This is a genomic window from Nocardioides sp. (assembly GCF_047607365.1).
Classification (GTDB): Bacteria; Actinomycetota; Actinomycetes; order Propionibacteriales; family Nocardioidaceae; genus Nocardioides.
On sequence record NZ_JASGDD010000010.1, the window covers coordinates 43,930 to 57,595 of the forward strand.

The window sequence follows — 13,666 nt, forward strand, 5'->3', positions numbered from 1 at the left end:
AATGACCACTACGCCATGACCGACGGCTCAGACCAGTGAAGTACCACGTCTCAGCGGCGGACCGTCGGCCCCTACCCGCCCGCTACCATCAGGAGGCGCGTTACCTCGGCCTTCGCGACGCCGATCTCGACCAGCCATACGCAAGGTTCTTCTCTCCCCGCACTTCGCCGATCCAGGACGATGTGCAGCGGACGCTCACTGCAGGCATGGCGCCCACCGAGTATGGCTACCCAATCGAGGCGGCCGCCGAGCGTCTCGCAGCGCCCGGTCACGACGTCCTTGAAAACGGTTGGACCCAGCTGAAGTCCGGGGTCATTTTCGTGGCGGTGCGAACCGACATGCCCGGCGTGAGCGCGGCGATGTGGGACTGGTGGTTCGGCTGGCACGGCGGCGAGACCACGCGCTACAAGCTATGGCATCCAGAGGCGCACCAATTCTGCGTCATGGGCGAAGACCGCAGCGCGAATCCGGGACTAAGCGACCGCGAGCGCTACATCGACAACGTCTCCTATGTTGATGAGTACATAGGTGGGGTGACACAGCCCCTGGCCATTCGCTTCGTCGATCCCCGCACGATTGGCATTGACCCCGCACCTGAGAGCACCCACATCTGTGCCCGCGTCTCACTGTCCACGCTTCCACTGGCATTCGGCTGGCTGATCCACCAAGTCCGCCCGACGGAGCGAGGCGTAGAGATGCGCAGCCGATTCTTCCTCAACACGCCCGAGATCCTCAATCTGCCTCTGGCGGCGTTCTCAGCCGCAGGCGCGTCGGCCCGCCTGCTCCCGACATCAACGGCCCGGCGCCTGCTCTCCCCGATTCTTCCTCGGGTGACCTCGCGTCTGATGCCATCGACCATCGGTACCGACATGATGTTTCACTGTGCTGCGGAGATGAACCACTTGGCCAACTTTCTCCCCGAACTCCATCAGGAGTTCAGTCCTGCTCCATAAACGACCAGCGCGAGTCGCGCACCGCGCCTGCGCACGTGATTAATCACGAAGCCGGTAATACTGTCACTGACGTCGTGACCCGCGTCGCACCACGCGTCCTCGCCGTCACCGCCGCCGTCTGGCACAACGACCGCATCGGCGCACCAGTCCTAGCTTCACTGACGGCCTACGACCACTGACCACCGAAGACAAGTCATCTAGGGATGATGTTTTGGGGACGGCAGCGTCCGTACGCGAAGTTACGTGCCGCTCCGCCAAAGAGTGACGGGCTCTCAAAATCGATGCTCTCCTTCGCTTCATCGATGAGTCCGACCTGCACCCCGGCGGCCACACGGAGCTAGGGTCGACTGCGTCAGCTGAGACGAAGTGCCGAGGGCGCCCATCGCACATCTACGCTTCACTTAAGTCGAGTATGCGTTGGGCCGTGTCGTTTGAGGCATCATGGCCGGGCATGTGTCGCAGGTTCAGATCGATGGCGTTTCTACACCGGGTGCCTTGCCCCGCGTAGCCTGATCGCCGCGGCGCCCGAGGTCCGCTGCCCGGACTGCTGCGGCCCGGGCATGGTTCGCGTCGTTACGCTCTCCTTCGCTCTCCGGTTGTACGCCGAGCATGGAGGTAGAAGTGATGCCGTAGCGGTTGCGGTAGGCGGCGATGGTGGCGATCTGCTGGAGCCACCGCCGGCGTTCGTGTGCGCCGGTCGGCGGATGGCCGACCTTCTTCAGCCACGGCGCTCGCTCCGCGAGAGCGTTCTCGGCAAGTTCGATGGCGCGGGTCTCGAGGAGGTCGTGGCGCTCGTCGAGTGCGGTGCGCATCTCGGCTCTCATGTCGCCTTGTGCTTCGGGAATCAGTCCGGCGATCAGCTTGGGAGTCTTGCGGCGTCGGCCGCCGGGCGGCTGCTTCGCACTGGCCTCGACGCGGTGCTGGAGTACGGCGGCCAGGTCGACGGCACCGTCGAGGCTGCGGCGGCTGACGAGTCGTGGGAGGAGTTGGTCGACGTCGTGCCCGATGGCTTCGGCTCGCCGCAGGGCAGCGGTGAGTGGCCCGAATGCATCTGAGGCGAGTACCGCCTCGACTTGTTCCGGCGTGAGTGCGCTGGCATCCAGGAGAGTGGCCCAGCGATCACGCTGTGCAGTCGCGGCGATGGTCTCGTACTCGGCTGCGATCTGGGAGATGGATGTCCAGCGCTCGTGCTCGGCTTCGATCATTTGGTGGGCCGACAGCTCGACGCCAGAGTGCTGGAGGACGCCGTAGAGAACGGTGCGGGCGTTCACGTCGTCGGGGTGCGGCGCGGCGTGGCTGTCGTCGGGCTTGTCGAGTGCGACGTAGGCGGTGTTCAATTCGCGGCCACGGGTCATGGAGACGTACAGGTTCTCCCGCGTTGTGGAGGCCGAGACGACGACGTGGGCTGTGTCGACGGTGATGCCTTGGGCGCGGTGGGCGGTGATGGCGTAGCCGAGGTCGACGTGCTCGGCCGCATAGTCGGCCGGCAGGGCGACGGTGGCTGACCAGCGGAGTCCTTGGCGGCGTACGACGAGGGTGCCGTCGTCTCGGACGTCGGTGATCTTCCAGCGGTCGCCGTTGCGAACCCAGCCACCTCGCAGTGAGCGGAGTCGGCGGTCGTTGTGGCGGGTGATGACGAGATCGCCGACGGAGGCTCGGGCCCCGTCGGCAAGGACCGCGTCGCGGGTGGCGTCGGTGTCGCCATCCAGGATGCGCTCGGCTCGCGCACGGGCGTTGAGTGCTGCGACGGCTTCGCTGGAGTCGGTGACGAGAACGCTGGCGAGTCCTGCTTGGGCGTCGGCGCGCCAGGCAAGGTAAGCGGCGTCGATCATCTCGTCGGTCGTGCCTTCGCGGAGTCGCTTCTCGCTGGCGTAGATGCCGATTGCTTCGACGTTGCCGTCGCGGAGGTCGAGGGAGGCGGTCTTCTCCCATTCGTGGGTGAAGCGGTGGATGTCGCGCAGTTCTGGGGTGTCGTCGCGGGCGGATGCGAGCAGGGCGAATGCTCCGCCGGCGTCCACGGACTGCAACTGAGCCCAATCGCCGACCAGTAGCAGCTTCGCCCCGGCGGAGGTTGCGATGGCGGCGAGTCGGTCAAGGGTCTGGGTGCTGGCGAGGCTGGCTTCGTCCACGATGACGAGCTGGTCCTTGGCGAACCCTGCCCGTCCCTGGTCGTACTCGTGCAGCCATTTGGCGGTGTTCTCACACGCGATGCCGATGTCGTCGGCGAGCACCTGCGCGGCGGCGGCTGACGGGGCGAGTCCGACGACGCTGTTGGTGTCGTGCTCGATGCTCCACGCCGACCGCAGGGCTCGCATGGCGGTGGTCTTGCCCGCTCCCGCCGGGCCGACGAGCAGGTCGATCCGACGCCCGGAGGTGGCGATAGCGTTCAGTGCTGCTGCTTGCTGGTCACTGAGCTGTTGAGCGTGGACGGGAAGGGCAGCGACCGCGCGGACGACCTTGGCCGGCACCACGGCTGCCGTGCGGTCGCAGGCCAGGTCGAGCAGCCGGCCCTCGGCAGCGAGGGTTTCCAGCGAGGAGTAGACGACCGAGTGCCGGGGACGGAAGACGCTCGTGCCGTCGTCACGGCGGAACTCGGTCGGGCTGAGCGCGACTTCGCTCGGGGTCAGAGCGATGGAGCGCCCCTCGGCTGCCTCGACAATCATCGCGGTGATGGCCTCTCGGTCCTCTATGGTGGCGAACCGCCAGCCCGTCGTCTGCCGCGCGGCTTCTGCCCAGAGGTTCCAGTGCCGCCAAGTGGCGCGCTTCTCGCTGACATTGGCGAGCACTCGCGCGCCGACGTCGCCGATCAGGTCGAGCGGCACGTCGCCGGCACGCAACACCTGTGCCGGTGGCCCGGTGGTGAGGTTGCGTGCCCATTGCGTCGGGTCCTCATCGAGTAGCCGGGCGGCGCGGGTGCGCCACGATGCCGTTAGGTCGGCGAGCGAATGGACGTGCTTCTCAGGGCGGGTGGCGAGTGTGGCTTGCGCGCGGAGCTTGATGACGGTGGTGCGTGAGGGTTGTCGTCCGTAGCGGGCGACGTACTCCGCGATGCGACGTTCCTTCTCGATCTCGATGGCTCGGCCGCGCGCGGAGAACTCGGTAACGAGCCGGTCAGGAACCCCGACGATCTCCCAAGATGGATTGCGGTCTTCGCCACGGGCTCGCTGCTCCCAGCCGACCCCAAAGGTGCCTGTGAGCCTGTCGGCCAGCACCGCGTTGTAGTGCTCTGAGAGAGCAACCACAGCGGCGTGCATCGGGCGGCTGTCCAGGCTGCGCCACTTGCTGTCCAACAGGGTCTTCACTTTGTTGCTGACGACGACATGAGTGTGCAGTTGCGGGTCACCGCAGCGGGAGTCCCAATGGTCGTACGCCGTCGCCGCGATACCCGCCACGGCGACCTGTGCAACCGCCCCGTCATGGGCCGCAACACCTGCGCGAGTGGCGGCAACCTCGCGCTCCAACAGCGCGACCACCCCTTCTATGGCGGCGTGGTGGGCCGCGACCAGCATCTCCTGTGTGCCCGCGTCTGCGACGCCCCACAGCACCGAGACCGACTTCGGAACCGAGAACGTGAAGTCGTAGCCCGCTACGGCACGACGCTTGCCACTCCCCCTCTCAGCCTCCTCAGCCTCGATCCCGGCGACCTCGATGTCGCGTTGCTCGGCAGTGAGTCCGGCATCGAGTTCGCCGACTCGCGCGGTGATCCGCTCGCCGATGGACTGGTACTTCGGGAACGCCCGGCCCAACTGGTCCCCCGTGATCGGGTCGCGGCCGTGGCCCAGCAGCAACGCGAGTTGGTCCTCCTCAACCGTCGCGCCGCGCGTCAGTTGGCCGTCGCCGAAGACGTGAATGCCTGTGCCGAGCCAGTAGCCGGGAGGGGTTCCTGCCTCTTCGTAGTACCGGGTCAGCGGCGTCGAGAGTGAGCGGTTCCCGTCCCCGGCCACGACTGAGCGCAGCAAGTACTCGTAGCCATCTCCGGCGCTCATCACGCGCATCGAAACCGTCACGAAGCTCAGGTGCACACTGAAGCCCCCTCGATCTGCCAGACGTTTAGCAGGCACTCGGACCTGATCGGCGCGGAGCATGGAGCCGCGCACGACGTCGGGCGACGTTTATACGGAGGACGGTGCCCAAGGCAGAACGCGTGTAGCCGCCCCCTGCGATAACCGAAGATCGACGCTCCTGAGGGGTCGGGTGATCGTCATCACCAAATGATGCTAAAGTCGTTTCTGATGATTTCATCACTCATCGGAGGAAACATGGCTACAGATACGAGCACGACCGGCGTCGAGGAAAGGTTCGTACGCGTAGGCGCTCGCGAAATCTTTCTGGCCGAAGTGGGGACTGGTCCCGCCGTGGTGCTGTTGCATGGCGGCGGCGCCGGAGCTTCTGGCCTGTCGAACTTCAGCCGGAACGTCGCGCCGCTGGCTGCACACTTCCGGGTGATCGTGCCCGACATGCCGGGCTATGGACGCTCGACCAAGGGCGTCGACCGCGCCGACCCGTTCGGCGACCTAGGGATGTTCGTACGTGGCCTTCTGGATGCTCTCGACATCGAGAAAGCACATCTGGTCGGGAACTCGTACGGCGGCGCGGCGGCTCTCCGGTGTGCGCTGGATCGACCGGACAAGGTAGACCGGCTCGTGCTGATGGGACCCGGCGGGGTCGGGACGACCAGGGGCCTGCCCACGAAGGGCTTGAACGCACTGCTGGACTACTACGGCGGCGACGGGCCGTCGTACGACAAGCTCGACCGGTTTGTCCGGGACTACTTGGTCTACGACGGGGACTCGGTGCCCGCCGAGCTGATCCAGCGGCGCTACGAAGCCAGCATCGACCCAGAAGTGGTGGCCAATCCGCCTCTTCGTCGGCCCTCGGGACCGACAGCGCTTCGGACGTTGCTGAAGATGGACTTCACCCGCGACAAGCGGCTCCACAAGCTCAAGGCCCCGACGCTGGTGCTGTGGGGTGCCGAGGACAGGGTGAACAGACCTTCGGGCGGTCAGGCGCTCTATGAGGCGATCCCGACCTGCGATCTTTACATGATCGCGCAGACGGGCCACTGGGTGCAGTGGGAGCAGGCTGAGCTGTTCAACCAGCTCACGATCGACTTCCTCACCCGAGGCGACGCATGAGCGCCCCGTCGAGCACTGAGGTCTTCGGTGCAGTTCATCTCGGCTACGTCGTGGTCGAGTCCCGCAAGCACAACGAATGGCATCGCTTCGGCGCCGACGCCATCGGCCTCCACGTCGACGAGCTCGACCGCGAGACGCTCCGGTTCCGCCTCGACGATCACGAGTGCCGGTTCCTGATCCAGAACGGACCCCGCGAGGATCTAATCGCAGCCGGCTGGCAGGTCGATGACCACCAGACGTTTGATGAGATTCTGCGCCGAGTCGCCGACCGGGGTGTGCCGATCACCGAGGGAAGCGCCGAGGAGTGTGCCCTGCGCGGGGTTGAGCGGCTGTGGCGATTCCCCGGACCTAAGGGCATCGCTACCGAGGTGTTCACCACCGCGTGGACGACACCCTCGCCGTTGCGGATGCTCAATACAGCGTTCGTCACCGGTGAGTCCGGGATGGGGCACTTGGCAATCACCACCGTCAAGCCACAGCAGCTTCGCAACTACTTCAACACCGTCTTCGACGCTCGGATTACCGATTTCATCGACGAGAACATCAACGGCCTGACCTTGAAGATCAAGTTCCTGCGGGTCAACGAGCGACACCACTCGATCGCGATCGCCAACCTGCGCGGCGTCCCGATCCAGCCGATCCGCACCACGATCCAGCACATGAACATCGAGGTAGCGACCTTGGAGGACATGCTCGCCTCCTTCCAGCGCGTCAAGGAACTCGGGTTCCACATGGCCTGGAGCGTCGGCCAGCACACCAACGACCGCGAACTGTCCTACTACAGCGTCACGCCTTCGGGCTTCGAGCTGGAGGTCGGTTGGAACCCCGTACGTATCACCCCCGAGCTGGAGTCGACCTGGGAGCCCACCACCTATAAGGGGATCTCGATCTGGGGCCACACCCCACAGGGCAACGCCGCCGCGACCCTGATGGGCCAGTTCCAGCAGTCAGTCCGCCATTTCCGTTCACGCGAGACGACCGTCCCCGAGCTCAGCGAGGCATCCCGATGAACACCACCTACACCCAGGACACCTACGACGTTGTCGTGGCCGGTCTCGGCCCAACCGGCCTTACCTTGGCTCATCTCCTCGGTCGTCGAGGAATGCGCGTCCTCATCTTTGAGCGGGAGCCAGAGTTCTACGGTCTCGCCCGCGCGGTCTACACCGACGACGAAGCGCTCCGGGTCTTCCAGACCGCCGGGGTGGCCGACGAGATCCACGCCGACATGAACGTCGATTCGATCGTCCAGTGGGTGCGCGAGGACGGGAGCATCCTGACGCAGTTCCGCAACCATGAGCGCCCCCTGTGGTGGCCGATCACCAACTTCCTCTACCAGCCCTTCCTGGAGACGAGGATGGCCGACCTACTCGACCGCTACCCGAACGTCGAGATCAGGCGCGCCCGCGAAGTCGTCAAGTTCACTCAGGACGACGACGGGGTCGATGTCGTCCACGCCGCCGCGACTGGTTCTGACTACGGCAAGCGCGAGAACACCCTGGACGAGGCCACAGCAGAGAGCGTGCGCGCGTCATTCCTCATCGGCGCCGACGGTGGCCGCAGCGTCGTACGCACCCAGCTCGGGATCGAGATGAGAGGCAAGAGCTACCCCGAGAGGTGGCTCGTGGTCGACCTTAAGGCCAAGGACGCACCCGGCGGCGGCCTGATCGACGCCTTCCGGCACCTGCCCTACTTCGACTTCGTGTGCAGCCCGACCATGCCGACCGTCAGCTGCCCCCAACCCGGTGGCCATCACCGTTTCGAGTTCGCGCTGAGCGACGAGGACGACAAAGCCCACTTCGAGGACGACGCCACCGTCCGGTCGCTGATCGGGCGCTACGTGAACCCCGACGAAGTCGAGGTGCTGCGCCAACTTGTCTACACCTTCAACGCTGTGCTGGCCGACCGCTGGCGCGATGGCCGGGTGCTGTTGGCGGGCGACGCGGCCCATATGACACCCCAGTTCATCGGCCAGGGCATGAACGCCGGCGTGCGCGATGCCGACAACCTCTCGTGGAAGATCCAGGCGATCCTGCAACACGGGGCATCGCTCGACATCCTCGACACCTACCAGACCGAGCGTTTTCCGCATGCGAAGGCGATGATCGACCTCTCGGTCTTCAACAAGTCACTCGTCTCGATCCATGACCCGCGTGCGGCCAAGGCTCGTGACCTCGGGATGTGGGCCGCGCTGCGCACTCCGGCCCTGGGCGCCTGGGTCCGGCGCGCAGGGATGAAGCCGAAGCCGGTGTTCAAGAAGAGCGCCTACCTCGGCCTTGCCCGCAGTCACCGCGGCGTCGAGGGCACCTTGTTTCCCCAGCCCGAGGTCCGCCGCTACGACGGACGACTCATCCGGTTCGATGACGCAGTCGGGATCGGCTGGACCGTCATCGGCGTCGAGGTCGACCCACGCGACCTGATCGACACGGCCCTATGGCAACGCGTCGATGCCACCTACACGACCCTCTTTGCACCAGGATCGCGCCCACAGGGAACCGTCGGCGACGGGCGCCGCCGCATTGGACTCATCGACCTCGAGGACACGACGGGCGAGCTAACCGGCTGGCTACGCCGCGCCGGGATCAAGCCTGGCTCGCTGGTGGTGCTTCGTCCCGACAAGTTCGTCTTCGGCGCCTCCCGCGACCCGCAGGTGTTGGATACGGCGTTGACCAGCCAGATGGGACTTTCGCAGTGAGCAGCCCACGACGCATTGACGTTCATCACCATGTGGTCCCACCGGCGTACGGGGACTTGCTGCGCTCGCGTCATCTGATGCCCGGCGGCATCGAGGTGCCCCAGTGGAGCCCGAGGTCGGCGGCGAAGCTGATGGATCAGGCAGGGGTCGCGACCGCCATCCTCTCGCTGTCCACACCGGGCGTCTGGTTCGGAAGCGCCGACGAAGCGCGCCGCCTGGCACGCGAGGTGAACGACTACACCGCCGGCCTCGTTGCTGATGACCCCGCACGGTTCGGCTATTTCGCGACACTCACCTTGCCCGACGTCGACGGCGCGGTCCGCGAGGCCCAGCGCACGCTCGACGCGGGCGCTGACGGCGTCGTGTTGCTCGCCAACTCCGATGGCGTCTACCTCCATGACAAGCGCAACGAGCCGCTGCTGGCGTTGCTCAACGAACGAGGTGCCGTCGTCTTCGTCCATCCGGGCGAGCTCCCCGCCGAGCCGGTGGAGGGCATCCCGACGTTCACGGCCGACTTTCTGCTCGACACCACTCGCGCCGCGATCGGGCTGATCCTCACCGGCGCGCTTGACCGCTACCCGAACATCAAGTTCATCCTCGCCCACGCGGGCGGGATGCTGCCCTACATCGCATATCGGGTCCTGCTCACCCAACTGCGCGAGGAGTCCAAGTTGAGCCAGGCTGCCGCACTGGTCCGACGTAAGGCAGCCGTTCGTGAGCGCCTGGATGAGACGCTGCGACGGTTCTGGTTCGACACCGCCATCTCGGCCACACCCGCAGCGCTGCCCAGTTTGCTGGCCACAGCCGATCCGACCAAGGTCGTCTACGGCAGCGACTACCCGTTCATGCCCGACCGGGCCGTGGGATTCATCAACGCCGAGTACGAGGACTACCCGCTCGACCCCGCCCTGCGCTCCGGCATCGACAGAAGCAATGCCGAGCAGCTCTTTCCCCGACTTGCCACCAGCGGAACGGCCGCCGCCGCCCCGGTCCGTACCAAGCGCCGATTCGGCCGGAGGACAAGATGAGCGCCCCGGCCGTGCCCAGCACGTCAGCGGCCGTCCAGCGACTCGACCGCGCCGCCGTCGAGATCAGGCCGTGCGCCCCGGTCCGCGACCTAATTGGGGACAGCGATCTCGCCGTCGCCTACGCGGTGCAGGCCGAGCTCACCGACCTCCGGGTGGCACGCGGCGGACGGATCGTCGGCCGCAAGATTGGGCTGACCTCCCCGGCAGTGCAGAAGCAGCTCGGTGTCGACCAACCAGACTTCGGCGTCCTGTTCGCCGATATGGAATACAGGTCGGGCTCGACCATCTCCACGTCCACACTTCTGCAACCCAAGGTCGAAGCCGAGGTGGCCTTCGGCCTCAGGAACGGACTGGACGTCGACCTGAGGAGCCTGGATGCGTACGCCCGCGTCCGCAACGCAGTCGCCTATGCCGTCGCGGCTCTGGAGATTGTCGATAGTCGCATCGACGACTGGGACATCACCATCACCGACACCATCGCCGACAACGGGTCCAGCGGCCTGTTCGTGGTCGGCAACGACCACGTCACCTTGGACCACATCAAACCCCGAGACGTGACGATGACGATGCGCGTCAACAACGAGGTGGCCTCCACCGGCGATGGGTCGGCCTGTCTTGGAGATCCGCTGCTAGCTCTGCTGTGGCTCGCACGCAAGGCGCAGGAGGTCGGGAACCCGCTGCGGGCTGGCGACCTGGTGTTGTCGGGTGCGCTCGGGCCGATGGCATCGGTGTATCCCGGCGATGTCGTGTCTGCCGACATCTCTGGCTTGGGAACAGTTACCGCGACGTTCTCCGAGGCGGGGCAGTAACTGTGTGGACCACGAGCTCCCAGCCGTGGGTAGCAGCCGCGCCGGGCAGCTCCACTGCGCGTCCATTACCGGCCACAGCGACGAGGAAGTCGTCCCCGTCATCGTTCTGAAGGAGAACCTTCCATGACCCGCATCAAGGTCGCCGTCATCGGGTCGGGCAACATCGGCACCGATCTCATGTTCAAGGTCTTACGCCTCTCATCCACTTTGGAGATGGCCGCGATGGTCGGGATCGACCCGGCCTCGGACGGACTGGCTCGTGCCCGACGTCATGACGTCGCAGCGATCGACACCGGCGTGGACGGCCTCATCGCCTCTCCCGACTTCGCGGACATCGAGATTGTCTTCGACGCCACCTCGGCCAAGGCTCACGAGGCCAACGCGGCCAAGCTCGCACCGTACGGGAAGCGACTGATCGACCTGACCCCCGCCGCGATCGGTCCCTATGTCGTGCCGCCGGTCAACCTCGATCAGCACCTCGATGCAGACAACGTCAACATGGTCACCTGCGGCGGCCAGGCCACGATCCCCGTCGTCGCGGCAATCCGTTCTGTGACGCCGGTGCCGTACGCCGAGATCGTCGCCTCCATCGCCTCACGGTCCGCCGGTCCGGGAACGCGGGCGAACATCGACGAGTTCACCGAGACCACCTCGGCCGCCATCGAGAAGGTCGGCGGCGCAGCACGCGGCAAGGCCATCATCATCCTCAACCCCGCCGAGCCACCGCTCATCATGCGCGACACCGTTCTCGCGCTCGTCGGCGACGCCGACCACGACGCGATCCGGCAGTCGGTCGCCGAGATGGTGGAGCGCGTAGCCGCATACGTGCCCGGCTATCGACTCAAGCAGGAAGTCCAGTTCCGCAAGCTCGAACCGGACGAACCCATCCACACCCTGCTGCCGGACGGCTGGACGGACCCGGTGACCCACCAGGTCACCGTGTTCCTCGAAGTCGAAGGCGCCGCACACTACCTCCCCGCCTATGCAGGCAACCTCGACATCATGACCTCGGCCGCACTGCGGGTCGCTGAGTCCGTCGCCGCACGTACCAAGGAGCCGCACGCATGAGCATCGGCACCACTGTCTTCCTTCAAGACGTCACCCTCCGCGACGGGATGCACGCCCTGCGCCACCGAGTCTCAACCGACGACGTACGCCGCATCGTCGCCGCCCTCGACGCAGCCGGCGTCGACGCCCTGGAGGTCGCCCACGGCGACGGTCTCGCCGGAGGCAGCCTCAACTACGGTCCCGGCAGCCACACCGACTGGGACTGGCTCGAAGCCGCCGCCGACAGCATCACCAACGCCCGGCTGACCACGCTCATCTTGCCCGGCATCGGCACTACCCACGAGCTCAAACGCGCCTACGACATCGGCGTGCGCTCGATCCGAGTCGCCACCCACTGCACCGAAGCCGACGTCGCCGCCCAGCACATCGCCTACGCCCGCGAACTCGGCATGGACGTCTCCGGGTTCCTGATGATGAGCCACATGGCGGACCCTGCAGACCTCGCGCAACAGGCCAGGCTGATGGAGTCCTACGGCGCTCACTGTGTCTATGTCACCGACTCCGGCGGTCACCTGACGATGCGCGGGGTCGTCGACCGCGTTCGCGCCTACAGGCATGTCCTTGACCCGGCCACCGAGATCGGCATCCACGCGCACGAGAACCTGTCTCTCTCGGTGGCCAACAGCGTCGTCGCCGTCGCTAACGGTGTCACCCGCGTCGACGCATCCCTGGCAGGGCTTGGCGCCGGTGCAGGGAACTGTCCGATCGAACCATTCGTGGCGGTCGCGAACTTGGAAGGCTGGCAGCACAACGCCGACCTGTTCGCACTCGAAGACGCTGCCGACGACCTCGTCCGCCCCCTGATGGACCGACCGGTACGAGTGGACCGAGAAGCCCTCACTCTCGGATACGCGGGCGTCTACTCCTCCTTCCTGCGCCACGCCGAACGGGCGTCAGCGCAGTACGGCGTAGACGTACGCTCAATCCTCACCGAGGTCGGTGCCCGCAAACTCGTCGGCGGCCAAGAGGACATGATCATCGACATCGCGCTCGACAAGGCCGCTCAGCCTTCCAGCGCCGGCGAATGTCGATGACAGTTGAGACTTGCTCCCGCTCTTCGGTCAGCGTCTCGGACGCGCTGCGTCAACGCACCGTCACAGGCTCCAAGCGTGGCCATCGCAGTGACGCTCACACGATCGCGTTGGCGCTCGAAGGCGGTGGTCTCCGGGGCGTGATCTCAGCCGGCATGGCGGCCGTCGTTGAGGAACTCGGTCTCATCGACGCCTTCGACTTGGTGGTGGGCACCTCGGCGGGCGCGGTCAACGCCGCCGCGCTTCGTGCAGGTCAGATCGCGGCCTTCGCTGATGCTTACGTCGACACGTTCAGTAGCCGGTACTTCATTGACTCGCGGCGAATGCTGCTCAACCGGCCGGTCGTGCGCATGGATCGGCTGATCGACCACACCTCGAACGCCTTCGGGGTCAGCCTCACAGACCATCGCTACGACTTCCCCATCGCTTTCGTCGCTACCTCCATCAGTACCGGGAAGGCGGTCCCGCATACGGACTTCAATGATGAAGACGACTTCCTGGGATCACTCGCGGCCTCCGGCCTGCTACCTCTGGTCGGCGGAGCACCAGTGTCACTACGTGGCGACCGTTGGCTCGACGGCGGGCTCGTCGACCCGATTCCTGTAGCAGCTGCGACCGGCCTGGGCGCCACGCACGTCTTGGTGCTGGCGACTCGGCCTCCCGCCACTTCGCCTAGAAGGACACCGATGGACGGGCTGGTCGAGCGATACCTCCACCGCCACAACCCGGCCCTCGGCGTTGCCTACCGCGGTCGGCCGGCTGCCTACCTGAGTAACGCTGCACTATCCCACAGTGACGAGCACCCTCACGCACGAACGTTGGTGCTCAGCCCAAGCGCTGGCGACACGATCCCGTCGCGTCTGGAGCGTGACCAAGACGTGCTTCGACAAGCCCTCGCGCAGGCTCGAGTCCGAGCGCACGCCTCTTTGGCAGGACTGGTGACCCGCTGA

Annotated in this window: 10 protein-coding genes; 9 read left to right on the top strand and 1 reads right to left on the bottom strand. The window is 66.0% G+C overall.

What is annotated here, in order from left to right; translation table 11 throughout:
* Window positions 1-35 precede the first annotated feature (35 nt).
* Window positions 36-953: a DAPG hydrolase family protein gene (locus QM572_RS00830; RefSeq protein WP_415089010.1), complete on the top strand. Its 918-nt coding sequence runs from the start codon at window positions 36-38 to the stop codon at window positions 951-953.
* Window positions 954-1,417: 464 nt separating this feature from the next.
* On the opposite strand, the gene mobF is transcribed toward QM572_RS00830, so the two are convergent.
* Entirely contained in the window at window positions 1,418-4,975 is a 3,558-nt protein-coding gene (mobF, locus tag QM572_RS00835; protein ID WP_415089012.1) for a MobF family relaxase, read from the bottom strand.
* Between the two features lie 210 nt (window positions 4,976-5,185).
* Here mobF and QM572_RS00840 point away from each other — a divergent pair, with 210 nt between their 5' ends.
* From QM572_RS00840 to QM572_RS00875, 8 genes are all read left to right on the top strand, one after another.
* Window positions 5,186-6,088: an alpha/beta fold hydrolase gene (locus tag QM572_RS00840; RefSeq protein ID WP_415089014.1), complete on the top strand. Its 903-nt coding sequence runs from the start codon at window positions 5,186-5,188 to the stop codon at window positions 6,086-6,088.
* On the top strand, window positions 6,085-7,098 hold the full coding sequence (locus QM572_RS00845; RefSeq protein WP_415089016.1) for a VOC family protein: 1,014 nt from the start codon (window positions 6,085-6,087) through the stop codon (window positions 7,096-7,098). Before QM572_RS00840 ends, QM572_RS00845 begins: the two co-directional genes overlap by 4 nt.
* A complete protein-coding gene (locus QM572_RS00850; protein ID WP_415089018.1) occupies window positions 7,095-8,780 on the top strand; it encodes a bifunctional 3-(3-hydroxy-phenyl)propionate/3-hydroxycinnamic acid hydroxylase in 1,686 nt (561 codons plus the stop codon). The genes QM572_RS00845 and QM572_RS00850 overlap by 4 nt, the downstream gene beginning before the upstream one ends.
* The gene (locus QM572_RS00855; RefSeq protein WP_415089020.1) at window positions 8,777-9,808 is read left to right on the top strand and encodes an amidohydrolase family protein; all 1,032 of its coding nucleotides are present in this window, start codon (window positions 8,777-8,779) and stop codon (window positions 9,806-9,808) included. Before QM572_RS00850 ends, QM572_RS00855 begins: the two co-directional genes overlap by 4 nt.
* Window positions 9,805-10,617 (top strand): 2-keto-4-pentenoate hydratase, encoded by an 813-nt coding sequence (locus tag QM572_RS00860; protein ID WP_415089022.1) that lies wholly within the window; start codon window positions 9,805-9,807, stop codon window positions 10,615-10,617. Before QM572_RS00855 ends, QM572_RS00860 begins: the two co-directional genes overlap by 4 nt.
* 123 nt (window positions 10,618-10,740) lie before the next feature.
* On the top strand, window positions 10,741-11,685 hold the full coding sequence (locus QM572_RS00865; RefSeq protein WP_415089024.1) for an acetaldehyde dehydrogenase (acetylating): 945 nt from the start codon (window positions 10,741-10,743) through the stop codon (window positions 11,683-11,685).
* Window positions 11,682-12,719: a 4-hydroxy-2-oxovalerate aldolase gene (dmpG, locus tag QM572_RS00870; protein ID WP_415089026.1), complete on the top strand. Its 1,038-nt coding sequence runs from the start codon at window positions 11,682-11,684 to the stop codon at window positions 12,717-12,719. Before QM572_RS00865 ends, dmpG begins: the two co-directional genes overlap by 4 nt.
* Window positions 12,716-13,666 carry a patatin-like phospholipase family protein gene (locus tag QM572_RS00875; protein ID WP_415089028.1) on the top strand — a complete coding sequence of 317 codons (951 nt, stop codon included), beginning with the start codon at window positions 12,716-12,718 and terminating at the stop codon, window positions 13,664-13,666. The genes dmpG and QM572_RS00875 overlap by 4 nt, the downstream gene beginning before the upstream one ends.

Bases quoted from the DNA above. Each gene is read 5' to 3' on its own strand.
- QM572_RS00840 (WP_415089014.1), top strand. From the start codon at position 5,186: ATGATTTCATCACTCATCGGAGGAAACATGGCTACAGATACGAGCACG.
- QM572_RS00845 (WP_415089016.1), top strand. From the start codon at position 6,085: ATGAGCGCCCCGTCGAGCACTGAGGTCTTCGGTGCAGTTCATCTCGGC.
- QM572_RS00850 (WP_415089018.1), top strand. From the start codon at position 7,095: ATGAACACCACCTACACCCAGGACACCTACGACGTTGTCGTGGCCGGT.
- QM572_RS00860 (WP_415089022.1), top strand. From the start codon at position 9,805: ATGAGCGCCCCGGCCGTGCCCAGCACGTCAGCGGCCGTCCAGCGACTC.
- QM572_RS00865 (WP_415089024.1), top strand. From the start codon at position 10,741: ATGACCCGCATCAAGGTCGCCGTCATCGGGTCGGGCAACATCGGCACC.
- dmpG (WP_415089026.1), top strand. From the start codon at position 11,682: ATGAGCATCGGCACCACTGTCTTCCTTCAAGACGTCACCCTCCGCGAC.
- QM572_RS00875 (WP_415089028.1), top strand. From the start codon at position 12,716: ATGACAGTTGAGACTTGCTCCCGCTCTTCGGTCAGCGTCTCGGACGCG.